Source organism: Microlunatus kandeliicorticis (assembly GCF_014137855.1).
In the GTDB taxonomy this organism is placed as follows: domain Bacteria; phylum Actinomycetota; class Actinomycetes; order Propionibacteriales; family Propionibacteriaceae; genus Microlunatus; species Microlunatus kandeliicorticis.
Window position 1 is genome coordinate 668,647 of sequence record NZ_JACGWT010000003.1, and the last position, 23,342, is coordinate 691,988.

At 72.5% G+C, this 23,342-nt stretch carries 24 protein-coding genes; 13 read left to right on the plus strand and 11 right to left on the minus strand.

Annotated features, from left to right (window positions below; translation table 11 throughout):
* Positions 1 to 59: 59 nt before the first annotated feature.
* Both FHX74_RS12180 and FHX74_RS12185 read right to left on the minus strand, forming a co-directional pair.
* Positions 60 to 833, minus strand: a complete 774-nt coding sequence (locus FHX74_RS12180) for an SDR family NAD(P)-dependent oxidoreductase (protein WP_182560366.1) — start codon at positions 831 to 833, stop codon at positions 60 to 62.
* Positions 814 to 2,025 (minus strand): acyl-CoA dehydrogenase family protein, encoded by a 1,212-nt coding sequence (locus FHX74_RS12185; RefSeq protein ID WP_182560367.1) that lies wholly within the window; start codon positions 2,023 to 2,025, stop codon positions 814 to 816. Before FHX74_RS12185 ends, FHX74_RS12180 begins: the two co-directional genes overlap by 20 nt.
* Before the next feature lie 188 nt (positions 2,026 to 2,213).
* Between FHX74_RS12185 and FHX74_RS12190 the strand changes: the two genes are divergently transcribed.
* The 6 genes from FHX74_RS12190 to FHX74_RS12215 all read left to right on the plus strand — a co-directional run bounded on the left by FHX74_RS12190 (position 2,214) and on the right by FHX74_RS12215 (position 9,059).
* A complete protein-coding gene (locus FHX74_RS12190; RefSeq protein ID WP_182560368.1) occupies positions 2,214 to 2,840 on the plus strand; it encodes a TetR/AcrR family transcriptional regulator in 627 nt (208 codons plus the stop codon).
* A gap of 57 nt (positions 2,841 to 2,897) precedes the next feature.
* Positions 2,898 to 3,317: a MarR family winged helix-turn-helix transcriptional regulator gene (locus FHX74_RS12195; RefSeq protein ID WP_182560369.1), complete on the plus strand. Its 420-nt coding sequence runs from the start codon at positions 2,898 to 2,900 to the stop codon at positions 3,315 to 3,317.
* Positions 3,318 to 3,393: 76 nt separating this feature from the next.
* Positions 3,394 to 4,824 carry a cysteine--tRNA ligase gene (gene cysS, locus FHX74_RS12200; RefSeq protein WP_328823786.1) on the plus strand — a complete coding sequence of 477 codons (1,431 nt, stop codon included), beginning with the start codon at positions 3,394 to 3,396 and terminating at the stop codon, positions 4,822 to 4,824.
* Between the two features lie 2 nt (positions 4,825 to 4,826).
* Positions 4,827 to 5,798 carry a 23S rRNA (guanosine(2251)-2'-O)-methyltransferase RlmB gene (gene rlmB / locus FHX74_RS12205; protein WP_182560370.1) on the plus strand — a complete coding sequence of 324 codons (972 nt, stop codon included), beginning with the start codon at positions 4,827 to 4,829 and terminating at the stop codon, positions 5,796 to 5,798.
* A gap of 93 nt (positions 5,799 to 5,891) precedes the next feature.
* Positions 5,892 to 7,538, plus strand: coding sequence for an APC family permease (locus FHX74_RS12210; RefSeq protein ID WP_182560371.1), 1,647 nt, complete (start codon positions 5,892 to 5,894; stop codon positions 7,536 to 7,538).
* A gap of 54 nt (positions 7,539 to 7,592) precedes the next feature.
* Positions 7,593 to 9,059, plus strand: coding sequence for a glycine hydroxymethyltransferase (locus FHX74_RS12215; RefSeq protein WP_182560372.1), 1,467 nt, complete (start codon positions 7,593 to 7,595; stop codon positions 9,057 to 9,059).
* Between the two features lie 317 nt (positions 9,060 to 9,376).
* Here the strand turns inward: FHX74_RS12215 and FHX74_RS20335 are convergent, their stop codons facing one another.
* Positions 9,377 to 10,150: a TrmH family RNA methyltransferase gene (locus FHX74_RS20335; protein WP_182560373.1), complete on the minus strand. Its 774-nt coding sequence runs from the start codon at positions 10,148 to 10,150 to the stop codon at positions 9,377 to 9,379.
* An 81-nt stretch (positions 10,151 to 10,231) separates the two neighbouring features.
* A complete protein-coding gene (locus FHX74_RS12225) occupies positions 10,232 to 10,675 on the minus strand; it encodes a DUF4188 domain-containing protein (protein WP_220483779.1) in 444 nt (147 codons plus the stop codon).
* A 115-nt stretch (positions 10,676 to 10,790) separates the two neighbouring features.
* On the opposite strand from FHX74_RS12225, the gene FHX74_RS12230 reads away from it, so the two are divergent.
* The 3 genes from FHX74_RS12230 to FHX74_RS12240 all read left to right on the plus strand — a co-directional run bounded on the left by FHX74_RS12230 (position 10,791) and on the right by FHX74_RS12240 (position 13,529).
* Complete coding sequence (locus FHX74_RS12230) at positions 10,791 to 11,414, plus strand: MerR family transcriptional regulator (RefSeq protein WP_182560375.1); 624 nt, start codon at positions 10,791 to 10,793, stop codon at positions 11,412 to 11,414.
* Between the two features lie 101 nt (positions 11,415 to 11,515).
* Positions 11,516 to 11,899 carry a hypothetical protein gene (locus tag FHX74_RS12235; protein ID WP_182560376.1) on the plus strand — a complete coding sequence of 128 codons (384 nt, stop codon included), beginning with the start codon at positions 11,516 to 11,518 and terminating at the stop codon, positions 11,897 to 11,899.
* 100 nt (positions 11,900 to 11,999) lie between these two features.
* On the plus strand, positions 12,000 to 13,529 hold the full coding sequence (locus FHX74_RS12240; RefSeq protein ID WP_182560377.1) for a hypothetical protein: 1,530 nt from the start codon (positions 12,000 to 12,002) through the stop codon (positions 13,527 to 13,529).
* A gap of 12 nt (positions 13,530 to 13,541) precedes the next feature.
* Here the strand turns inward: FHX74_RS12240 and FHX74_RS12245 are convergent, their stop codons facing one another.
* Both FHX74_RS12245 and FHX74_RS12250 read right to left on the minus strand, forming a co-directional pair.
* A complete protein-coding gene (locus FHX74_RS12245) occupies positions 13,542 to 15,008 on the minus strand; it encodes a cryptochrome/photolyase family protein (protein ID WP_182560378.1) in 1,467 nt (488 codons plus the stop codon).
* A 48-nt stretch (positions 15,009 to 15,056) separates the two neighbouring features.
* Complete coding sequence (locus tag FHX74_RS12250) at positions 15,057 to 16,823, minus strand: DUF2207 family protein (protein ID WP_182560379.1); 1,767 nt, start codon at positions 16,821 to 16,823, stop codon at positions 15,057 to 15,059.
* A gap of 131 nt (positions 16,824 to 16,954) precedes the next feature.
* Here FHX74_RS12250 and FHX74_RS20345 point away from each other — a divergent pair, with 131 nt between their 5' ends.
* Positions 16,955 to 17,989: a neutral zinc metallopeptidase gene (locus FHX74_RS20345; RefSeq protein WP_182560380.1), complete on the plus strand. Its 1,035-nt coding sequence runs from the start codon at positions 16,955 to 16,957 to the stop codon at positions 17,987 to 17,989.
* 119 nt (positions 17,990 to 18,108) lie between these two features.
* On the plus strand, positions 18,109 to 18,261 hold the full coding sequence (locus FHX74_RS12260; RefSeq protein WP_182560381.1) for a hypothetical protein: 153 nt from the start codon (positions 18,109 to 18,111) through the stop codon (positions 18,259 to 18,261).
* Between the two features lie 56 nt (positions 18,262 to 18,317).
* Here FHX74_RS12260 and ispF read toward each other — a convergent pair whose 3' ends face one another.
* The 3 genes from ispF to FHX74_RS12275 form a co-directional block, all read right to left on the minus strand.
* The gene (gene ispF, locus FHX74_RS12265; protein ID WP_328823787.1) at positions 18,318 to 18,794 is read right to left on the minus strand and encodes a 2-C-methyl-D-erythritol 2,4-cyclodiphosphate synthase; all 477 of its coding nucleotides are present in this window, start codon (positions 18,792 to 18,794) and stop codon (positions 18,318 to 18,320) included.
* Positions 18,787 to 19,500, minus strand: coding sequence for a 2-C-methyl-D-erythritol 4-phosphate cytidylyltransferase (gene ispD, locus FHX74_RS12270; protein WP_182560382.1), 714 nt, complete (start codon positions 19,498 to 19,500; stop codon positions 18,787 to 18,789). The genes ispF and ispD overlap by 8 nt, the downstream gene beginning before the upstream one ends.
* Before the next feature lie 86 nt (positions 19,501 to 19,586).
* Positions 19,587 to 20,072 carry a CarD family transcriptional regulator gene (locus tag FHX74_RS12275; protein WP_182560383.1) on the minus strand — a complete coding sequence of 162 codons (486 nt, stop codon included), beginning with the start codon at positions 20,070 to 20,072 and terminating at the stop codon, positions 19,587 to 19,589.
* 206 nt (positions 20,073 to 20,278) lie between these two features.
* Here FHX74_RS12275 and FHX74_RS12280 point away from each other — a divergent pair, with 206 nt between their 5' ends.
* The gene (locus tag FHX74_RS12280; protein ID WP_182560384.1) at positions 20,279 to 20,860 is read left to right on the plus strand and encodes a hypothetical protein; all 582 of its coding nucleotides are present in this window, start codon (positions 20,279 to 20,281) and stop codon (positions 20,858 to 20,860) included.
* Positions 20,861 to 20,875: 15 nt separating this feature from the next.
* On the opposite strand, the gene FHX74_RS12285 is transcribed toward FHX74_RS12280, so the two are convergent.
* Positions 20,876 to 21,835 (minus strand): ribose-phosphate diphosphokinase, encoded by a 960-nt coding sequence (locus tag FHX74_RS12285; RefSeq protein WP_407941477.1) that lies wholly within the window; start codon positions 21,833 to 21,835, stop codon positions 20,876 to 20,878.
* A gap of 76 nt (positions 21,836 to 21,911) precedes the next feature.
* Between FHX74_RS12285 and FHX74_RS12290 the strand changes: the two genes are divergently transcribed.
* The gene (locus FHX74_RS12290; protein WP_182560385.1) at positions 21,912 to 22,724 is read left to right on the plus strand and encodes an alpha/beta fold hydrolase; all 813 of its coding nucleotides are present in this window, start codon (positions 21,912 to 21,914) and stop codon (positions 22,722 to 22,724) included.
* Between the two features lie 62 nt (positions 22,725 to 22,786).
* Here the strand turns inward: FHX74_RS12290 and FHX74_RS12295 are convergent.
* The coding region (locus tag FHX74_RS12295) for a response regulator transcription factor (RefSeq protein WP_182560386.1) at positions 22,787 to 23,342 on the minus strand (556 nt) is incomplete at its 5' end.

Below are 23,342 nucleotides of genomic sequence, written 5' to 3' on the forward strand. Positions count from 1 at the left end.
CGACCATGATCAACACAAACCGGGCGTCCACCCACCAAGATCGCCGAGGCGGCGCGGCCTCAGCGCGGCGGCATCCGCAGCGCGCCGTCGAGCCTGATCACCTCGCCGTTGAGCAGCGGGTTCGCGGTGATCTGCTCGACCAGGAGGGCGTACTCGTCGGGACGCCCGAGCCGGGCCGGGTGCGGCACCAGCGCCTCGAGCGTCGCCTTGGTGTCCCCGGGCAGACCAGCCATCATCGGCGTCTCCATCACCCCGGGGGCGATGGTCATCACCCGGATCTGCTTGTCGGCGAGGTCGCGCGCCGCAGTGATCGTCAACGCGGCGATCCCGCCCTTGCTGGCGGCGTAGGCGGCCTGCCCGATCTGGCCGTCGTAGGCGGCCACGCTGGCCGTCATGATCATCACTCCGCGGTCGCCCCCGGGCTCGTCGGCCGGCTCGTTGTCGATCATGGCCGCCGCGGCCAGCCGGACGACGTTGAAGGTGCCGACCAGGTTGATGTCGATCACCGTCCGGAAGTCCTCGAGCCCGAGCACGCCGCGCTTGGAGATGATCCGTCCCGGGGTGGCCACCCCGGCGCAGTTGACCACCAACCGCAGGGTGCCGAGCTCGCGGGCCGCGTCCACGGCCGACCGGACGTCCTCCTCGGAGCGGACGTCAGCGGCCACCGCTCGCACCTGCGGACCGAGCTCGCCGGCGAGCTGCGCGGCCGGGGAGCCGGCCAGGTCGGCGAGCACCAGCCCGGCGCCGGTGCCGGCCAGCCGGCGCGCGGTGGCGGCCCCGAGCCCGGACCCGCCACCGGTGATGAGGACGGCGTCAGCCTCGGTCAGTCGCACCCGCGCGCTCCTTCGTGCTCGTCCGGTCGTCCTGGTTCATCCGGACCCGGGGTGACAGCAGCCGGCGGGCGATCACCAGCCGCTGGATCTGATTGGTGCCCTCGAAGATCTGGGTCACCTTCGCCTCGCGCAGGTAGCGCTCGGCCGGGAAGTCGCGGGTGTAGCCGTACCCGCCGAGCACCTGGACGGCGTCGGCGGTCACCTTCATCGCCGCGTCGGTCGCCACCAGCTTGGCCACCGAGGCCTCGCGGGTGAACGGCCGTCCGGCATCGCGCTTGCGAGCCGCCAGCAGATAGGTCGCCCGGGCGCTGTCCACCGCCGCCGCCATGTCGGCGAGCAGGAACTGCAGCCCCTCGAACTCGCCGATCGCCCGGCCGAACTGCCTGCGCTGGCCGGCGTAGTCGACGGCGAGGTCGAGCGCGGCCTGCGCCAGCCCGGTGGCGCAGGCGGCGATCCCGAGCCGTCCGGAGTCGAGCGCCGAGAGGGCGATCCGCATCCCGTCACCCTCGGCGCCGATCAGCCGGTCGTCGGCGACCGGCACCCGGTCGAAGTAGAGCGCCGCGGTGGTCGAGGCGGTGAGGCCCATCTTGCGTTCCGGGGCCCCGAAGGACAGCCGCTCGGCGTCGCCGGGGACCAGGAAGCAGCTGATCCCGTGCTTCGGGTCGTCACCGGTCCGCGCGAAGGTGGTGTAGTGGTCGGCCCGGCCGCCGTGGGTGACCCAGGCCTTGGTGCCGTTGATCTCCCAGCCGTGGTCGGCGCGCTTGGCCTTGGTGATCATCCCGGAGATGTCCGAGCCGGCCTGCGGTTCGGACAGCGCGTAGGCGCCGAGCCGCTCGCCGGCCAGGATCGCCGGCAGCAGCGCGTCGCGCTGGGCGGGCGTGCCCCAGGTGGCCAGTGGATAGGCCGACATCACGTGCACCGAGACCCCGACGCCGACGCTCATCCAGGCCGTGGCGATCTCCTCGACCGCCTGCAGGTAGGTCTCGTAGTCGAGCCCGAGCCCGCGCCACTCCTCGGGGTAGGGCATGCCGAGCATCCCGGCCTCCGCGAGCAGGTCGAACGCCTCGCGCGGGAACGCCCCGGCCTCCTCGGCCTCGGCGGCGCGCGGCGCCAGCTGTTCCTGGGCGATCTCCCGCACCAGTCCGACCAGCTCCTCCGCGTCACGACGGGGGAAAATCCGATCCGCGGGCATGTCACCGTCCTCTCGATCCGTCCTCTCGATCCGTCGACTCGATCCGTCGATCGGCCGACGACCGCGGACCCCAGCGGCCCGCGTCCGTCCGTGTTCGCCGCAGCGAGCCTCAGGATGCGTCCCACCAAGTGGTGATCTCGCACCGCTGCGTCCCTGAGCGGTACTCCGAGCAGTACTCTAGTACCGCCATGGTACGCACGATCGTCGAGCGCACCCGACTCGGCGACGACGACGTCGTCCGCGAGCCGGGCCGTCGGCTCACCGAGCGCCAGCTCGCCCTCCGCGACCAGCTGGTCGACCTGGTGCTGGCCGAGGGGTTCCTGCACCTGACCGTGGACGACATGGCGGGGCGGCTCGGCTGCTCGAAGCGCACCCTGTACGCCCTCGCGGACAGCAAGGAGCAGCTCGCGGTGGCCGCCGTCCGGCAGTTCTTCCGTCGCTCGACCGTCGCCGTCGAGGCAGCCATCGTCCGCACCCGCACCCCGGCCCGGCGGCTCACGCGCTATCTCGAGGCGGTGGCGGAGGCCCTGCGTCCGACCTCGCGCGCCTTCCACGCCGACGTCGCCGCGTTCCCGCCGGCCCGCGAGGTCTACGAGGCCAACACCCAGGCCGCTGCCGCCCGGGTCCGCGAGCTGATCGAAGAGGGCGTCGCGGCCGGAGCCTTCCGCACCGTGCCCGGTGACTTCGTGGCCGAGGTGGTGACCGCCACGATGTTCCGGATCACCGGCGGCGAGGTCGGGCTGGCCACCGGGCTGACCGACGCCGAGGCCTACACCGAGCTGGCCCGGCTGGTGCTGGCCGCGGTCCGCCGCTGAACCACCGGCCGCGTTCGAGCCCGGTCACATCGGGTCGCTATCCACTAGCCTGGGCCAATGGCAGACGACCTGCACGACCTCGGTGAGGACCTCATCGCCACCACCGCCCGGGTGGTGCGCTGGGCGCCCTCGGAGGGCAGTCGGATCAGCGTCGCGTCCGCCCGGGTGATGGCCCGGCTGCAGGACGCCGGCCAGCTCAAGATCAGCGACCTGGCCCACGCCGAGCGCAGTTCGCAGCCCACCATCACCAACCACGTCAAGCGGCTCGAGGCGATGGGTCTCGTGCAGCGCCACAGCGACCCGCGGGACGGGCGGGTCTCGTTGATCTCGCTGACCGACGCCGGCCGCCAGGAGCTGCGGGCGCTGCGCGACCTGATCGGGACCGCGCTGTCCCCCCGGCTGGCGGAGCTGAGCGAGGAGGAGCGGGAGGCGCTGCGCCGCGGGCTCGAGGTCATGCGGCACCTGCTCGGCCGCTGACCCGCCCGATCGGCGGGCGGTCGGCCGGGGCGGTCGGCGGGCGGAACCCGGTCGCGGTTCCTCGTAGGATCGGCGGGTGACGTTCCGGCTCCACGACAGCATGCGACAGCAGGTGGTCGACCTCGATCCGGTCATCCCGGGTCAGGTGTCGATCTACCACTGCGGGCTGACCGTGCAGTCGGCCCCGCACGTCGGGCACCTGCGCAAGGAGGTCGTCTTCGACGTCCTGCGCCGCTGGCTCAGCCACCAGGGCCTGCGGGTGACGGTGATCGCCAACGTCACCGACATCGACGACAAGATCCTCACCAAGTCCGCCGAGGCCGGGGTGCCCTGGTACGCCCACGCCTACCGGTACGAGCGCGAGCTGCACGCCGCCTACGCCGCGCTCGGCTGCCTGCCGCCGACCTACGAGCCGCGGGCCACCGGCCACATCCCCGAGATGCTCGAGCTGATCGCGATCCTGATCGAGCGCGGCCACGCCTACCCGGCCACCGACGGGTCCGGTGACGTCTACTTCGACGTCGCCTCCTGGCCCGACTACGGCAGGCTCAGCCACCAGCGGATCGAGGACATGGAGCCGGCGCCCGACGCCGACCCGCGGGGCAAGCGCGACCCCCGCGACTTCGCGCTGTGGAAGGGCCACAAGCCCGGGGAGCCGGAGACGGCGTCCTGGCCGACGCCGTGGGGCAAGGGCGGCCGCCCCGGCTGGCACCTGGAGTGCTCGGCGATGGCCGGCAAGTACCTCGGCGACGAGTTCGACATCCACGGCGGCGGGCTCGACCTGCGGTTCCCGCACCACGAGAACGAGCTCGCCCAGTCGACCGCGGCCGGGCGTCCGTTCGCCCGTGTCTGGATGCACAACGCGCTGGTCACCGCGGCGGGCGAGAAGATGAGCAAGTCGCTGGGCAACGGGCTGCTGGTCAGCGAGGTCACCCGGACCTACCCGCCGCGCGCGGTCCGGTTCTCGCTGCTCGCCCCGCACTACCGCTCGGTGATCGAGTTCTCCGACGCCTCGATGCAGGAAGCCACCACCGCCCTCGAACGGATCGACAGCTTCGTGGCCCGCGCCACCGAGCTGGTCGGGGAGGTGCCGTCCCGGCCGTCCGACGGCTTCGCCGCCGCGATGGACGACGACCTCGGCACCCCGGCGGCGCTGGCCGACGTCTACACCGCGGTCCGCCAGGGCAACGCGGCGATCGAGGCCGGCGACCGGGCGACGGTGGCCGACCGGCTCGGCGCGGTCCGGGGTGCGCTGGCGGTGCTCGGGCTGGCCGCCGACGCCCCGGCCTGGGCCGGCGGGGACCAGAGCGGGCTGACCGAGGTGGTCGACGGCCTGGTCGGCGAGCTGCTCCGCCAGCGGCAGGAGGCCCGGGGCCGCAAGGACTACGCCGCCGCCGACGCGATCCGGGACGCGCTGGGCCGGCTCGGCGTCGAGATCGCCGACACCCCGAGCGGTCCCCGCTGGACCGTCCGTCCCGCCACCGCCCCGACCGCCGGAAGAAGTTGATCATGCCAGGGAACAGCCAGCGCAAGGGCGCCGTCCGCAAGACCGGCAAGGGGGTCGGGCAGGGCCGGACCGCCGGGTCGGGCGGCCGGGTCCGGCGCGGTCTCGAGGGGAAGGGCCCGACGCCCAAGGCCGAGGACCGTCCCTACCACGTCGCGCACAAGCGGAAGCAGGCCGCGACCCGCCGTGGCCGGCCGAGCACCGGCTCGCGTGACAGCCGGCCGAAGACCGGCCGGCCGGGCTCCGGCCCGGAGTGGGTGGTCGGCCGCAATCCGGTGGTCGAGGCGCTGCAGGCCGGGATCCCGGTGCACGCGGCCTACGTCGCCGAGGGGGCCGAGCGCGACGACCGGCTGCGGGAGATCTTCCGGATCACCGCCGAGACCAAGATCACCGTGCTGCAGACGCCGCGGGCCGACCTCGACCAGCTGACCGGCGGCGCGGTGCACCAGGGCGTCGCCCTCCAGCTGCCGGCCTTCGACTACGCGCACCCCGACGACCTGCTGGCCGAGGCGACCACCGCCGACGCCCCGGTGGTCGTGGCGCTCGACTCGGTGACCGACCCGCGCAACCTCGGCGCGGTGGTCCGCTCCGCGGCGGCCTTCGGCGCGGTCGGCGTGCTGATCCCCGAGCGTCGTTCGGCGGGCATGACCGCCGCGGCCTGGAAGACCTCGGCCGGGGCGGCGGCGCGGGTGCCGATCGCCCGCGCCACCAACCTGACCCGCACCCTCAAGGCCTTCGCCGAGGCCGGGTTCGCGATCGTCGGGCTCGACGGGGAGGCCGAAACCACCGTCGACGCGCTCCCCTACGCCGACGACCCGGTGGTGCTGGTGGTGGGCAGCGAGGGGGACGGGCTCTCCCGGCTGGTCCGCGAGAGCTGCGACCTGCTCGCCGCCATCCCGATCGGTGACCGGGTCGAGTCGCTGAACGCCGGCGTGGCCGCGGGGATCGCGCTCTACGAGCTGTCCCGCCGCCGCTGACGTCCGCGCCGGCCCGGCGATCACCGGAGCCGGAGCGGAGGGCGGCGTGCGGCCGCCGATTGGCCGCGCCGTCGCGGGGTATAGGACAGGGACGTGACCAGCACCACGGACCTCGACCAGCAACAGCAGGCGGAGGAACAGGACCAGCACCTGTCCCGGAGCCTCGGCTTCTGGTCGCTCACCGCGGCCGGGATCGGCAGCGTGATCGGCTCGGGCTGGCTGTTGTCGGCCAACTCGGCGGCCAACGCGGCCGGGCCGGCGGCGTTGATCTCCTGGGTGATCGGCGGCGGGTTGATGCTGATGATCGCCCTGGTCTTCGCCGAGCTCGGGATGGTGCGCCCGGAGTCGGGCGGGCTGGTCCGCTATCCGCTCTACTCCAACGGGCGGCTCGCCGCCAGCGTGGTCGGCTGGGCGATGTGGTTGACCTACGTCGGCAACCCGCCGACCGAGGCCTCCGCCGTCGTCCAGTACGCGTCGATCTGGCTGCCCGGCGTCTTCGACGCCCGTGCCGAGAAGCTGACCGTGGTGGGCATCCTGATCGCCGTCGCGCTGATGGCGCTGTTCGTGCTGGTCAACTGGTTCGGGGTGAACCTGTTCGCGAAGTCGAACAACGTGGTCACCGCGATCAAGATCTTCATCCCGGTGATCACCGTCGTGCTGCTGCTGGCCAGCGGGTTCGACGGCCGCAACCTCAGTGCACCGCAGACCGGCGGGTTCGCGCCGTTCGGGGTGACCGCCGCGCTGGGGGCCATCGCCACCGGTGGGTTGATCTTCGCCTACACCGGCTTCCGCAACGTGATCGAGCTGTCCGGTGAGGCGCGCAACCCGCGCCGGGACATCCCGCGAGCCATGATCGGCACGATCCTCTTCACGATCGTGCTCTACCTCGGCCTGCAGATCGCCTTCCTCGGCGCCGTCCCGCACGACGCGCTGGCCAAGGCCGGCTGGCACGGGATCAACTACAGCTCGCCCTTCGCCGACCTGGCCAAGCTGCTCGGACTCACCTGGCTGTCCTGGCTGCTGATCGCCGACTCCTCGCTCTCACCGTCCGGGTCCGGCATCGTGTTCACCGCCGCCAACAGCCGCAACGTGTTCGGTCTGGCCAAGAACGGCTTCCTGCCCCGCGGGATGATGAAGGTCGACACCCGCCGGCGGGTCCCGGTGCGGGCGCTGGCGCTGAACTTCGTGATCGGGCTGGCCTTCCTGCTGCCGCTCCCCAGTTGGCAGTCGATCATCGAGGTGACCAGCGTGCTGATCGCGCTGACCTTCTCGATCGGCTCGGTCTCGGTGATGGTGTTCCGCCGCACCGGGCTCGGCGAGGCCGGCACCCGGCTCCGCGGGATGACGGTGATCGCGCCGCTGGCCTTCATGGTCAGCTCGCTGGTCGCGTTCTGGGAGGACTGGTCGCTGCTGCTGCGGACCATCCCGATCGTGGCCATCGGGGTGATCTGGTACGTGGTCCGGAGCATCCAGGGGCACGGCGAGCGGCGTGACATCCGGGCCGGGCTGTGGCTGCCGGTGCACCTGGTCTTCCTCTACGGGATGGCCTCGATCAGCTCCTTCGGCGGCGCCGGGCTGATCCCGCAGCCGTTCGACTCGATCGTGGTCGCGGTCGTCTCGCTGGTGTTCTACGTCTGGGGTGTCCGCAGCGGCACCGGCTACCTCGGCAACGACGCCAAGCTGCTCGACCTGCTGCGGCACCGCGACACCGATCCGGCCGAGGCCGTCGCCGAGCACTGATCCGGTGCGGAACGACCCCGGACCGGCCCACCGGGCCACGGTAAAGTCGCTGCCGTGACCGACACGCTCGCTCCCGGAACCGCTGCCGACGTCGCCACCACCGCCTCGCGCGCGTTCCGCGACGCGCTCGAGGTGATCGAGTCGGTGGAGCCCCGGATCGCCGCGGCGACCCGGGCCGAGCTCACCGACCAGCGCGCCTCGCTGAAGCTGATCGCCAGCGAGAACTACGCCTCGCCGGCCGTGCTGCTGACCATGGGCAGCTGGTTCTCCGACAAGTACGCCGAGGGCACCGTCGGGCACCGGTTCTACGCCGGCTGCCAGAACGTCGACACCGTCGAGGCGCTGGCCGCCGAGCACGCCCGCGAGCTCTTCGGCGCCGAGTACGCCTACGCCCAGCCGCACTCGGGGATCGACGCCAATCTGGTGGCGTTCTGGTCGATCCTGGCCCACCGGGTCGAAGCCCCCGAGCTGGCCGAGCACGGCGTGAAGAACGTCAACGACCTCTCCGAGGACCACTGGGAGGTGCTCCGCAAGAAGTTCGGCGAGCAGCGGATGCTCGGCATGAGCCTCGACGCGGGCGGGCACCTGACCCACGGGTTCCGGCCGAACATCTCCGGCAAGATGTTCCACCAGCGCTCCTACGGGACCGACCCCGAGACCCAGCTGCTCGACTACGACGAGGTCGCCCGGGTCGCCCGCGAGTTCAAGCCGCTGGTCCTGATCGCCGGCTACTCGGCCTACCCGCGCCGGGTGAACTTCGCGAAGATGGCCGAGATCGCCGCTGAGGTCGGGGCGACCTTCATGGTCGACATGGCCCACTTCGCCGGGCTGGTCGCCGGCAAGGTCTTCACCGGCGACGAGGACCCGGTGCCGCACGCCGACCTGGTCACCACCACCACGCACAAGTCGCTCCGCGGCCCGCGCGGCGGCCTGGTGCTGTCGAAGGAGGCCTACGCGGCCGACGTCGACCGCGGCTGCCCGATGGTGCTGGGTGGTCCGCTGGCCCACGTGATGGCGGCCAAGGCGGTCGCCCTGGCCGAGGCCCGCACCGCCGAGTTCCGCGCCTACGCCCAGCGGGTGGCCGACAACGCCCAGACGCTCGCCGAGGGGCTGCAGCGCCGCGGCGTGAAGCTGGTCACCGGCGGCACCGACAACCACCTGGTGCTGCTCGACGTCTCCGGCTTCGGCCTCACCGGCCGGCAGGGCGAGTCCGCGCTGCTCGACGCCGGGATCGTCACCAACCGCAACGCGGTGCCCAACGACCCGAACGGTGCCTGGTACACCTCGGGCGTCCGGATCGGCACCCCGGCGCTGACCACCCGCGGCTTCGGGGCGGCCGAGTTCGACACCGTGGCGGAGCTGATCGTCAACGTGCTGAAGCAGACGACCCCGACCACCACCGCCTCCGGCGCCCCGGGCAAGGCCAAGTACACCCTGGCTCCCGGTGTCGCCGAGGCGACCAAGGCCGCCGCGGCCGAGCTGCTCGACGCCAACCCGCTCTACCCGGGCCTCGAGCTCTAGGAACCGTCCGCACCTGCCAGCACCCCGGCATCACCCCGGAGCGGCAGCCCGCACGCAGTGCGGTGCCCGGCCACCCACCCAGGACCGCGACGCGACCACAGAGTCGCCCGGGGCGGGGAGGGGTGTCGGGGTGTGGTCGGGCGTTCCGAGCGGAGCGGTCGTGGACTGCGTCGCGGGCACACTGGTGAGCCGCTCCGCGAGGTGGGCGGGACACCCCTCCCCGCTCCGGGCGACGGGGGCGACGCCAGCACTTCGACAAGCTCAGTGCGCGTACGCCCCGCACTTCGACAGGCTCAGTGCACGGCTCAGTTCACGGCTCAGTGCACGAGACCTCGCCGCACCAGCTCGAAGCAGACCACCGCGCCCGCGCTGGCCACGTTGAGCGACTCCACCGCTCCCGGCATCGGGATCGACAACCACCCCGTGAGCCGCTCGGCCACCGCGGGCGTCACCCCGTCGGTCTCGCTGCCGAGCACCAGGGCCAGCGGCGCCTCCAGCGGGGCGTCGAACAGCGACGTGTCCGCGTCGCCGCGGAGCCCGAGCACGGCGTAGCCGCTCTCCACCAGCCGTTCGACGGCGTCGAGGCTGGTGTCGCTCCGCAGCACGGGGGCGTGGAACGCCACCCCGGCCGAGGCCTTGACCACCAGCGGGTCGATCCCGGCGGTGCCCCGGTGCGGCACCACCACGCCGCCGACCCCGGCCGCGGTCGCGGTCCGGAGCAGCATCCCGACGTTGGCCGGGGTCCGCACCCCGTCGAGCACCAGCACGGTGCCGGGCCGCCGGTAGGGCGGCTCCTCGAGCGCCGCCGCGAGCGTCCGCATCCGCGGCGCGACGACGTCGGCCAGCACGCCGTTGTCGTGCTTGCCGTTGCCGGCCAGCACCTTGACCCGCATCGGCGGGACCCGGCGGACCGGGACGTCACGGCGCCGGGCGGCGGCCTCGATCTCGCGGACCGATGGGCTCCGCGAACCCTCCGCGATCAGCACCTTGTCGACCTCGAGGGCCGCGTCGTCGAGCGCGGCGAGCACCGGCCGGAACCCGTAGACGGTGACGAACCGGTCCCGCGGGGACTCCTCGGCGTGCGCAGCCACCCGACGACCGTACCGACCCGCCCACCTTTGCGCCCCGCAACGGTCGAGGATCGGAGTGGGCGCGGCGGAAACCCGGGCGGCTCAGGCGATCCGGTCGCGGGCCCGGTCGAGCCGCGCGGTGACCGGGACCATCTCGGTGGCCCGGGCCAGGCCGTCGGGCTCCATCCCGACGTAGACGGACTCGGCGCGGTCGACCACGAAGGTCTCGTGCCAGACCCCGACCGCGTCCGGGTGCCGGCGGGCGCGCCGGTTGTAACGGCTCCAGGCCGGGCGGTGCTGGGCGTCGGGCTGTGAGGCGTAGGCGTAGAGCTTGTCCACCGAGCTCCAGTACTGCACCAGCCACGGACCACGGGGGTCGAAGACCATCCGCGAACCCAGCAGCCCGCTGTCGGGGTCGCGGGCCAGCTCGGCCAGCATCTTGGGCATGTCGCCGAAGACCGGCAGCCACAGGTCGGGCCGCCACGGCTTGCGGATCCGCATGCCGATCAGGAACACCACCAGCTCGCCGTCGTGGTGGTGCGTCATCCGTGTCGGCCGCCTGGCCGATCCCCCCGTGCTGCTCATCCCGACTCCTCGACACCCGTTGATTGGATAGTGCTTCTCCCCAATATTGGAGAGTGCCACTTGCTAATGTCAAGCGGTGCGGATCTCCGAGCTGTCGCGGCGCGCGGACGTGCCGGTGGCGACGGTCAAGTTCTATCTGCGGGAGGGACTGCTGCCCCCGGGCGAGCTCACCTCGGCCACCCAGGCGCGGTACGCCGACGCCCACCTGGAGCGCCTCCGACTGGTCCGCGCGCTGGTCACCGGCGTCGGGCTGTCGATCGACTCCACCCGTCAGGTGCTGGCGCTGATCGACCACCCACCCGGCGAGGTCGCCGAGGTGTTCGGTGCCGTCCAGCAGCTGCTCACCCCGACCGACGCCGTCGACCCGGCACGCGAACGGAGCACCCGCACGCTGGTCGAGCAGTGGGGGTGGACCTGCGAGGAGGGCTACGACGCCCCGCTGCGCCGGCTGGCCGGCGCGCTGGCCGCGGTCGACGCGGCCGGGTTCGAGATCCCCGACGGCGTCCTCGACCGGTACGCCGCGGCGATGCACGCGGTCGCCGAGATCGAGATCGCCCACGTCCCCCGGACCTCGCTGTCCGAGGCGGTCCGCTACATGGTGCTCGGGTCGGTGCTGATGGAGCCGGTGCTGCTGGCAGTCCGGCGGTTGGCCGAGGCTCAGGTCGCGACCGCGAGCGAGGAGAACTTCCGGCCCGGCTGAGTGCCCCGGCGTCTGGGACCTCCCTGGGACCGCCCTGGGTCGCCCCTGGACCCGCCGGTCGAGGCTGTGGACGCCCGGCGCCGGCTTCCTACACTCGAGGAATGAACTCGCTCGGGCTGCGACGGACGATCGGAGCGCTGGTCGTCGCGGTCGGGGTGACCGCGGCCGTCGCCGGGTGCGCCTCGACCGGCGGCACCGGCGACACCGGTACCGGCAGCGGGCTCACCGCCGCGGACGCGTACCGGCTGGGCTGCCCGGCCGTCGACGCGGTCACCGCGGGCGGCTCGATCGCCAACCAGGCCGCCGTCGCCGGGCTCGAGGGGCTCAAGCAGAACGTCCGGCTCGACGCCGACAGCACCCGGTTCGTCGACGCCGCGCTGGGCCTGCTCCGGTCCGACCGCCCGTCCGAGGCGTCCGCCGACACCAAGAAGCTGATCATCGACCAGTGCCGCGAGCACGGCTACCGGCTGCAGAACCTGCGCTGAGAGCCATCGCTCGCGTCCGACGGTTCTCAGCGACCTCCCCGTAGCCTGAGGTCCCCGACCACGCCGCCCGACCGAACGGCGGCGCCGAGGAGACCCTCACGTGACGACGATCCCGGCCGCCGCCGCCGCGCCGGCCGACCCAGCCGGTCCGCGGTACCTCCGCCGGCCCTGGCCGGCGATCCTGTTGGCCGGGCTGGTGGGGACGCTGGCTCCGATGATCGGCGACCTGCGCAGCGGCGGCCTGCTCGGGGTGGGCATGTACGACGACGGGGTCTACTTCGCCGCGGCGTCCGGCCTCGTCCACGGCCGCTTGCCCTACCGCGATTTCCTGCTGCTGCACCCGCCGGGAATCGTGCTGACCCTGAGCCCGTTCGCCCTGCTCGGCTCGCTGACCAGCGACAGCACCGGGTTCCTGGTCGCCCGCCTCTTCTGGTTCCTGCTCGGCGGGGTCGCGGCCGGTCTGGTGGTGGCGATCCTGTGGCGGCTGCACCGGATCGGGGGACTGGTCGGCGGGCTGTTCGTCGCGCTGTACTACCCGGCGGTCACCGCCGGGCACACGCTGGTGATCGAGCAGACCCAGACCGTGCTGCTGCTGGTCGCGGTGCTGATCGTCAGCCGGCAGCCGACCCGGCCGCAGGTGCTCGGCTGGCACCGCCCGGTGCCGTGGCTGGCCGTCGGCGTCGTGCTCGGCCTGCTGCCGACCCTCAAGATCTGGGGCGTGGTGCCGCTCGGGCTGGTCGGGCTGTGGGTGCTGTTCCGGGCCGGTGTCCGGCGGGCCGTGCTGGTGGCGATCGGGATCACCGTCGCCGGCTGCGCGGTCTATCTGCCCTTCTTCCTCCAGGTGCCCCGGCTGATGTGGCGCTACGTCGTGCTCGACCAGACCGGCCGGAACCCGTTCAACACCTCGCTGCTGCTCCGGTTCGGTGACCTGGAGGGTCTCGGCGCTGTGCCCGGCGGGGCCCCGGTCCCGCTGGTGGTGCTGGTCGGGCTCGCCTGGCTGGTCGCCCTCGCGCTGGCCTGCCGGCTGCCGTTCGGCCGGGTGGCGGCGATCGGACACCTCGCCCTGGTCGTCTTCCTGCTCAACGTGCCGAGCTGGATCTCGCACTACCCCGCCCTGGTGGCCCCGACCGCGGCGCTGGTGATCGGCACCGCCACCGCCTCGGCGCTCACGCTGTCCTCCCGGGTGCTCCGCCGCACCGGCGCGGCGGTCGCCGGGCTCACCGTGGTCGCGATGATCGCCGGTCAGGCGCCGGTCACCTTCGGCAGCACCTTCCCGTCGCGCGCGCTCGAACCGGTGCGTGCGGTCGGGGGCTGCGTGACCGCCGACGACCCGACGACGCTGATCATGCTCGACCGGCTCAGCCCGGACCTCGAACGCGGCTGCCGACTGGTCGTCGACCTCGGCGGCTACACCTACGACCGGCTGGTGAACGGCAGGCAGCGGGCGCGGATCAACAACCCGGCCTGGCAACGGATCGCGCTCGACTACCTCGGCTCCGGCGAGGTGGCGGTGATCAGCCGGTTCACCACCAAGCGCTACGCCAGCTTCACCGCGAAGAGCCGCAAGGTCGTCGACAGCTGGCCGGTGCTGGCCCGCAGTCGCAGCTGGGTGGCCCGCCAGCCGCGCTGACGGGGCACGTCCTCAGCCCTCGGCGAGCAGCTCGTCGAGGTCGGAGAGCCGGTCGAGCCCGCGGATCGCCTGGGCCATCCGGTGATTGCCGGCGAACCGCTCACGGTGCTTGTGCAGGAACCGCCAGTAGCCGCCGGTGAACGGGCAGGCGTCCTCCCCGACCCGCTTCTTGGGGTCGTACCGACAGCTGCCGCAGAAGTCGCTCATCTTGTTGATGTACGAGCCCCCGGACAGGTAGGGCTTGGTGGCCAGCTGGCCGCCGTCGGCGTGCTGGCTCATCCCGATCACGTTCGGCACCATCACCCAGTCGTAGCCGTCGACGAAGCTGCGGTGGAACCAGTCGAGCACCGCCTGCGGCTTCCAGCCCTGCTGCAGCGCGTAGTTCCCGAGCACCATCAGCCGCGGGATGTGGTGCGCCCAACCGGTCTCGGCGACCGAGCCGACCGCGTTCTGCAGACAGGCGGCGTCGGTGCCGCTCGGGTCGAGGTCGGCGAACCAGTCGGGAAGCTGACGGCGCTGGTTGAGCTTGTTCCGGTCACGGTAGTCCTCGCCGAACCACCAGTAGAGGTTCCAGATGTAGTCGCGCCAGCCGATCAGCTGACGGACGAACCCCTCCACCGCCGCGATCGGCGCGTGGCCCTCGCGGTAGGCGTCCTCGGCGGCCCGGACCACCTCGAGCGGGTCGAGCAGCCCGAGGTTCAGCGGGGCGGACAGCATCGAGTGCGACATCCACCGGTCCTCCCGGAGCATGGCGTCCTCGTAGGTGCCGAAGGTCGGCAGCCGGTGCTCGACGAAGTCGTGCAGCGCGGCCAGCGCCTCGCGCCGGGTGGCGGCGAACGTCCGCGGGGCGTCCTGGCCGACGAAGCTCACCGACCCCTCGGCCTCCCAGGCGTCGAGGTCGGCGCGGACCTCGTCGTCGATCGCGTCCTCGGTCGGCCAGTACGGCTCGGGCAGCCCGAGCGTGTCGGCCCGGGGCGGCGGTTCGCGGTTGTCGTGGTCGTAGTTCCACTGCCCGGTCACCGGCTCGCTGCCCTCCATCAGCACGTCGAGCCGCGCGCGGGCCTCGCGGTAGAAGTCCTCCATCAGCAGCCGCTTGCCCTGGCGCCCGTCGGCCCAGGCAGCGAAGTCCTGCCGGGCGGTGGCGAACCCGCGGGCCGGCAGCCGTTCGAGGTCGCGCTCGGTGGCCAGCTGGTCGCAGAAGTGCAGTGCGGCCCACGAGGTCGGCTGGCAGACGTCGAGCGGCTCGTCGATCCTGTCGAGCGCCTCGCGGAAGGTGTCGGTGCGCCGGTAGTCGCAGCGCCGGCCCAGCTCGTCGGCACGGTGCCGCATCGCCGAGAGGATCAGGTGCGCCTTCTGCCGGTGGAAGCGGCGGCGCGCGAACACCCGCTTCGACTCGATCATCAGCACCTTCTGCCGGGTGCCGTCGAGGAAGTGCGGCCCGAGCTGATCACCGAAGAGCCACCGCCTGCGCTGAGCCATGCAGCCATCTTCGCGATCGGCGCCGTCGGCCGATGCGCCGGGCGGGGGTCAGCGGGAGAACAGGCTCCCGGTCACCGTGGTGACGAAGTTGCGCAGCGACTCGGGCAGATGGCGCAGGTGCCAGGTGTCGGGTCCGTGGTACCAGCTGAGGTCCTCGGGGTCGGCGTCCGCGTCGTCGTCGGCGGCGACGATCGCGTCGAGCCAGCGCTCGGCGCCGCCCAGCACCACCGCGTACGGCAGCACCTCGGACAGCTCGCGGAGCTCGCGACCCTTCGGCATCTGGTTGGTCGGGTGGGTGAGCAGGTCCGAGCGCAGTGCGCCGAGCCCGGCCAGCAGCGCCGCTCCGCGGGCGGTCCGGGCCGGCATCTCCTGGCCGACGAAGACCAGGCCGAGGGCGAGCACGATCAGCACGATGCCGGTCAGGCCGAAGGTGGTGAACGCGGCGAGCAGCACGGTGACCACCACGGCGGCGACGATGGCGGCGATGCCCCACGTGGTCCACCGGCTGCGGGTGGCGTCCGGGCGGCGCTCGTACCAGCCGTTGGCGACCACCTCGTCGTAGAGCGCGTCCTGGACCGCGCCGACCGAGCCGTGCACCCGCGAGCCGATCTCGGAGACCCGGACCTCGTCGCCGCGGGCGACCGTCGCGTCGAGCAGGGTGCTCTCGAACGGCCGCAGGTCGTCGGGGCCGTCGAGCCGGCGGAGCAGCCAGTCGGTGCGGCCGTACTCGCTCTCGCGCGGCAGCTCGGTGATCAGCAGGTGACCGCGGACCGCGAGGTCGAGCAGGCTGGCCGTGATGTCGATCGGGTCGACCCGCTCGTCGACCACGGTGCCGACGTGGCCGGGCCGGATGTCGCTGAGCACCCGGAACTCGCTCTCGCCCGCCCCCACCGGAGCGAATTCCCCGGCCCGGACGACGTCGCCGCGGGCGCTCGCGTCCCGGCCGGCGCGCCGGTGCAGCAACACCAGGGCGAGACCGCCGAGCACCAGCAGCCCCAGCGCCAGACCGAGCGGGAGCGGCTTGACCGAGAACGCGCGGGCGACGGTCCAGCGGTAGGTGATCTTCTCGTTGACGCTGACCGCGTTGGTCGGGAACCCGATCTCCACGGCCAGCACCTGGCCCTGACCCAGGGTCGTCTCGCCGAACGTCGGCGTCTGCGAGTCCTCGGTGCCGCCGGCCGCGGTGTCGCACGGCACGGTGGAGTTCGGGGCGCCCGCGGTGCAGCGGACGAAGGTCGGCGTGGTGGGGATCCGGACGTTCGCGGTGACGTTGGACGCCGGGACCGACAATCCCTGCAACGCCCGCCAGTGCAGCGTCGGGCCGTCGGCGGTGCTGATCACCGCGCCCACCGTGGTGTAGCTGATCACCACCGGACCGCTGACGCCGGCGGTGTCGACCGTGATCGTCGAGTACTGCGCGGTGTCGTCGGTGCGGACCGTGAGCTGCTTGCCGCCGGAGGTGGCGGTGACGCCGCTGACCGTCTGGACGTAGCGGCGGTCACCGAGCAGGTTCTCGCGGTTCTCGAACCGCTGGCTGAGGGTGTCGGGGGCGGTCCCGTCGAAGGTGATGGTCTCCTTGGCGGTGACCGTGCCGTCCTTGGCCACGCCGGCGTCGACCGCGACCGCGCTGGCCGCGGGGGCCGCCTCGGCGGGCAGGGCGGTGAGCAGCGGCAGGGCCGCCGCACCGATGATCATGGCTCCGGTGGCCGCGGTGCGACCGAGCACCGAGCGCCGGGTACGTCCCGCGCGGCCGGGCCGGGCGTCGGCGGCCGGGCTGAGCGGGCCGCGGGAACGGTCGTCGGCGACGTGCTGCACGAGGAGCCTTTCTGTCCCGGCCGGGAGGGCGGGTCGGCGCGGACGCGGTCATCTTGTCACAGCGGGGTCCCAGGCTCGGGTCGATCCGCGCCGCCCTGGCGTGGCCCCGACCGGAGGTTATGGTTACGCGCGTGAGCCAGCAGTGGGGATCAGGTGGCGGTTGGGGCGGCGGTGGCTACCGCCCGCAGCAGCAGCCCGGCTGGCAGCCGGCCTGGTCCGGCGGACCCGGCGCTCCCCCGCCGCGGCGACGGCAGAACCCGCTCCAGCGGGTGCTCATGGTGATGGTCTCGCTGGCCGTGCTGGCCATCGTCGGCTGGGTGATCACCAGCTTCAGCACCGGCGGCAGCTCGAACGACGTCGCCTACCAGAACGACAACTACCAGCCGCCGCCCCCGGACAAGGACCCGCCGCCGCTGCCCGAGCCGCAGACCTACAGCGAGGCCCGCGCGCTGGTCAGCCAGAACCCGTTCTACGCCCAGACCGCGCCGATCCCGGTGCGCTGCGACACCACCCCGATCAGCGACATCGACGCGCAGTCCGACGCCCAGCTCAAGAGCCACTTCGAGGACCTGATGGGCTGCCTGATGCGGGTCTGGAACCCGCCGGTGACCGCCGCGAAGTGGACCCTGGTGCGCCCGACCGTGACGATCTACTCGACCTCGATCACCACCAAGTGCGGCAAGTCGGGGATCAACGCCTTCTACTGCGGTGCCGACCAGCAGGTCTACTTCAGCAACAAGCTGGCTGAGGGCGTCCCCGCGGTGAAGAAGACCCGCTACGGCCCCGACCTGGTGATGGCGCACGAGTTCGGTCACGCCCTGCAGGCGCGGACCGGGATCCTGATCTCGGCCAAGGCGCTCGGCCAGCAGAGCGGCGACGAGTCGACCGACCTGCAGTACAGCCGCAACCTCGAGACCCAGGCCGACTGCTTCTCCGGGATGTACCTGCGCGCCGTGTCCGAGTCGCAGAAGATCAAGCAGGCCGACGTGCCCGACATCGAGGCCACCTACGTGGCCATCGGCGACGACACCCTGAGCGGCAAGCCGAACATCGTCGGCAACCACGGTCTGGCCGCCAGCCGGCTCTATTGGGGCAAGGTCGGGCTCGGCACCTCCGAGGTCGGCAAGTGCAACACCTTCACCGCGAGCCCGCGGCTGACCCGCTGACCCGGTAGATCCTGCGGCTCGACCGCCCGACCGAGCCTCCGGGGCCGGCTTCGAGTGATCGAGCCGCACTATTTCCCGGTCGGCGCAACCCGGCTGCCCGGCCGGCCGTAATGACTCGCATGGCTGAGACCAAGGGCAAGGGCAGCAAGACCGCGAAGAAGGCGAACGCCAAGGCGGCCAAGGAGGGCAAGAAGAACCCCCGTACGTCGTCCGCCGCGCAGTCCGAGCTCGGCAAGAAGGGCGCCAAGAAGAACAAGAGCAAGAAGAAGTAGCTCGCACTCCGGCGCTCAGGGCTCAGGGCACCGACCCGGGTTCAGGGCAGCGACCCTCAGTCGCGGTGGATCAGCGCGGTGGCGATGGCGGCGATGCCCTCGCCGCGTCCGGTCAGGCCCAGGCCGTCGGTGGTGGTGCCGCTGACCGAGACCGGGGCACCGACCGCGGCGCCCAGGGCTGCCTCCGCCTCGGAGCGACGCGGTCCGATCTTGGGGCGGTTGCCGATCACCTGAACCGCCGCGTTGTCGATCACGAAGCCGGCGGCCGCGACCAGCCGGGCCGTCTCGACCAGAAAGTCGACGCCGGGACGACCGGACCACTCGGGCCGGTCGGTGCCGAACACCGCGCCGAGGTCGCCCAGCCCGGCGGCCCCGAGCAGGGCGTCGCAGACCGCGTGGGCCGCCACGTCCCCGTCGGAGTGCCCCTCCGGCCCCGAGGTCTCGTCGGGGAACCGCACCCCGGCCACCACCATCGGACGTCCGGCGACCAGCCGGTGCACGTCGACGCCGATCCCGGTCCGCAGGTCAGCCACGGACGTCTCCCACGCTCTGCTCGCTCTCGGTCGGGATGTTCGCCCGACGGGCCAGCAGCGCCTCGGCCACCAACACGTCGAACGGATGGGTGATCTTGAGCGCGTCCGTCGAGCCGTCGACCAGCGCCACGGGGTGTCCGGCCAGCTCGCACAGCGTCGCGTCGTCGGTCACCGGGGTCGCCGCGTACCGTCGGTGCGCCCCGACCAGCGTGACGCGATCGAACCCCTGCGGGGTCTGGACCGCACGCAGCCGGGACCGGTCGAGCAGCTCCGACGTGTCGCCGTCGACCCGGCGGACGGTGTCGGTGACCGGCACCACCGGGATGACCGCGCGCGCTCCGGCCTCGACCGCACCCACCACCCGCTCCACGACGTCCGGCGGCACCAGCGGACGGGCCGCGTCGTGGACGAGAACCACTGGCGGCGCCGGATCCGTGATCGCGTCGAGGCCGGCGAGCACCGACTGCTGCCGCTCCGCCCCGCCGTCGACCAGCGTCACGGCCCGTCCACGGAGCGCCGCCGCGAACTCCTCGCGGTGCGCGGCGGGCACGACCACCACCACCGGGTCGGCCCCGCACTCGGCCATCAGCGCGACCGCCCGGTCGACCAGCGCTCGGCCGCCGAGCTCGAGCAGAGCCTTGGGCGCCACCGCACCCAACCGGGTGCCGGACCCCGCCGCCACCACCACTGCGGCGAACCGCGCCACCGCGTCCCGGGGACGCGAAACACCCTGGGCCCGTCGGGACCCAGGGTGCTCGGTGCGATCGTCTGCCGTGCGGCGGACCGGCTGGCTCAGGAGGCGAGAACTTCGTCGAGCAGCACCTCGGCCTTGTCCTCCTCGACGCGCTCGGCCAGCGCGAGCTCGGAGACCAGGATCTGCCGCGCCTTGGCCAGCATCCGCTTCTCGCCGGCGGACAGGCCACGCTCGCGCTCCCGGCGCCACAGGTCGCGCACGACCTCGGCCACCTTCATCACGTTGCCCGAGTGCAGCTTCTCGAGGTTCGCCTTGTAGCGTCGCGACCAGTTGGTCGGTTCCTCGGTGTGCGGGGCGCGCAGGACGCCGAAGACCCGCTCGAGTCCGTCGGCGTCGACGACGTCACGAACGCCGACCAGATCCAGATTGCACGCCGGTACGCGAACCACCAGGTCGTTCTGACCGACGATGCGCAGTACGAGATAGAGCCTGTCCTCGCCCTTGATCTGGCGGGTTTCGATGTCCTCGATGACGGCCGCCCCGTGATTGGGGTACACCACCGTTTCGCCGACTGTGAAGGTCATATGTTGTTCTACCCCTTTCGAGGGAACCAAGTTTAGCACGCTCTCAGGGTCTTCCCTGAGGCTCGCGACGGGCCCCCGGAGCCGCTTCCGGGTCCCGGTTCACGGGTCGGAACTACGTCCAGTGTGCGCTACTCGCTAGGCTGCCAGCGAGCCCAGAACGCGGGACTGCGAGAACCGCAGCCCAGGCCGGTGAGGAGTCGACCACGGTGATGCAGACCATGCGCGCGGAGCGCAGCCGACCGGTCCGTCGGTTGACCCGGCGGGCCGCCCTGCTGGCGTCCGGCCTGACGCTGCTCGCCGCCGCCGCCTGCGGTTTCGACGCCCAGACCCTGCAGCCGTACACGCCCGCCGAGGGGGTCAACACCGACGTCGGTCTCGGCGCGAACGGCCAGCCGGACAACGACACGGTGCTGGTCCGCGGCCTCATGGTCATCAGCCGCCAGGACGGCTCGGGCTTCCTCTCGGCCAGCCTGCAGACCGGCGGCTCGGACGCCCTGACCGGTGTGACCGGGAAGGTGGTGCTGCCCGACGGCTCCGACGGCAGCGCGATCACCGCCACGATCAGCGACCCGGTGGCCTTCGCCAACAACAACCTGGTGATCCTCACCGACCGGACCGAGATCCCGGTGACCAGCACCGACCTGGTGCCCGGCCGGACGATCGCGATGACCCTGACCTTCTCCAAGGCAGGGTCGAAGACCATCAACGCACCGGTGGTCGACGGCAACCTGCCGAACTACCAGACGGTCAGCCCGTCGCCGGCGCCGTCGGCGTCCTCCTCGAGCTGAGCCCGGGGGCGGCGCTCAGCCGACCGTCACCTCGTCGCCGAAGAGGCTGCTGACCGACTCGCCGCAGTGGATCCGCCGGACGGCCTCGGCGAACAACGGGGCCACCGAACGGGTCACGATCGTCGGCAGCTGCTTCTCCGGCGGCAGCGGCACGGTGTTGGTGGTGACGATCTCGTCCACGCCCGGCTCCTGCTTGAGCCGCTCGACGGCCGGCCCGGTGAACAGACCGTGGGTGCAGGCGATGGCGATCGAGCCGACCCCCACCGCGCGCAACCGGGCCAGGATCTCGACGATCGTGCCCGCGTTGGCGATCTCGTCGTCGAGCACGATGACGTCCTTGCCGGCCACGTCCCCGACGATGTTGTCGATCACCACCTTGTCGTCGGCCAGCCGCCGCTTGGACCCGGCCGCCACCGGCGTCCCGAGCAGCCGGGCCAGCTGCGAGGCGACCTTGGCGTTGCCGAGGTCGGGCGAGACCACCACGGTGTTGGACAGGTCGCGGCCGGCGAAGTGCCCGGCCAGTTCGCGGACCGCGCTCAGGTGGTCGACCGGGACCGAGAAGAAGCCGTGCACCTGCGGGGAGTGCATCGCCATGGTGATGACCCGGCTGGCACCCGCGGTGGCCAGCATGTCGGCGACCAGCCGGGCGCCGATCGAGATCCGGGGGGCGTCCTTCTTGTCCGACCGCGCGTAGGCGAAGTGCGGGATGACCGCGGTGATGTGCGCGGCCGAGGCGCCGCGGGCCGCGTCGAGCATCAGGCACAGCTCGACCAGGTTCTCCTGCACCGGCTGCACCAGCGGCTGGACGATGTAGACGTCGCGCTGGCGGCAGTTGGCCCGCAGCTGGGTCTGCAGACAGTCGTTGCTGAACCGGGTGGTCCGCGACGGGGAGAGCTCGACCCCGAGGATCTGGCACATCTCCTCGGCGAACGCAGGGTGGGCCGAACCCGAGAACACGGTGATGTCGCCGGTCACGCGGGTCACCCTAGCGGCCGCGCGACGCCGCCCCGGACCCCGATGACTTCCTGCTCCGGCGGCGGTCCCACCCGACATGACCACGACGCCCAGCGCCACGCCCGAGCCGACCAGCACCGGCTACCTCGACCTCGACGACCTGCACCTGTTCCACGCCGTCTGGGAACCCACGGGCGAGCCGGGCGAGCGCCCCAGCGGCGGACCGGTGGTGCTGCTGCACGGCGGGATGCTGTCGATCGACCTGGCCTGGGCCGAGCTGATCCCCGCGCTCCGGCGGCGGCACCGGGTGATCGCCCCCGAGCTGCAGGGGCACGGCCGGACCAACGACACCGGACGTTCGGTCACCCCGGCCGCCTCGGCCGGCGACGTGGTCGCCCTGCTCGACCACCTGGGCATCGACCGCGCGCACGTCGTCGGGCACAGCATGGGGGCCGCGGTCGCGCTCGAGCTCGCGGTCAGCCACGGCGATCGGCTGCTGTCGGTGGTCCCGATCTCCGGGTCGGTCCGGCCGGACGGGATGCACGCCGACCTCAGCGACTCGGCCGCCTTCGCCACCTCGACCCGGATGCCGACGGCCGACGACTTCGCCGGCATGCAGCAGACCTACCGGCGGCTGTCGCCGCACCCCGACCACTTCGACGACTTCCTCGCCACCCTGTCCGCCTCGAACGCCGACCTGGTCGGCTGGAGCGACGAGCAGCTGGCCGGGATCAGCGCGCCGGTGCTGGTCGTCCAGGGCGACCACGACTTCGTCACCGTCGCGCACGGCGAGCTGATGACCCAGCTCATCCCCGGTGCACAGCTGGCCGTGCTGCCCGGCACCACCCACATGCAGGCCACCCACCGCACCGACCTGCTGGTGCCGCTGCTCGAGAGGTTCCTCGACTGACCACTCCCTCGACCGACCAGTTCCTCGACTGACCGCTTCCTCGACCGACCGCCGAGCCCGGGTCAGCCCTCGAACTTGTACCCGAGCCCGCGGACGGTGATCAGGAACCTCGGGTTGGCGGGGTCCGGCTCGATCTTGGTCCGGAGCCGCTTCACGTGGACGTCGAGGGTCTTGGTGTCCCCGACGTAGTCCGCACCCCAGATCCGGTCGATCAGCTGGCCGCGGGTCATCACCCGGCCGGCGTTGCGGAGCAGCATCTCGAGCAGCTCGAACTCCTTGAGCGCGAGCCGGATCGGCTCGCCGTTGACCGACACCTCGTGCCGCTCGACGTCCATCCGGACGCCGGCCGACTCGACCACGTCGGGCAGCAGCTCGGCGTCCTGGCCCCGGCGCAGCACGGCGCGGATCCGGGCCACCAGCTCGCGGTGGCTGAACGGCTTGGTGACGTAGTCGTCGGCGCCCAGCTCGAGGCCCACCACCTTGTCGACCTCGGAGTCGCGTGCGGTCAGCATGATCACCGGGACGTTCCCGCGGGCCCGCAGCTGCCGGCACACCTCGGTCCCCGGCATCCCGGGCATCATCAGGTCGAGCAGCACCAGGTCGGCGCCACTGCGGTCG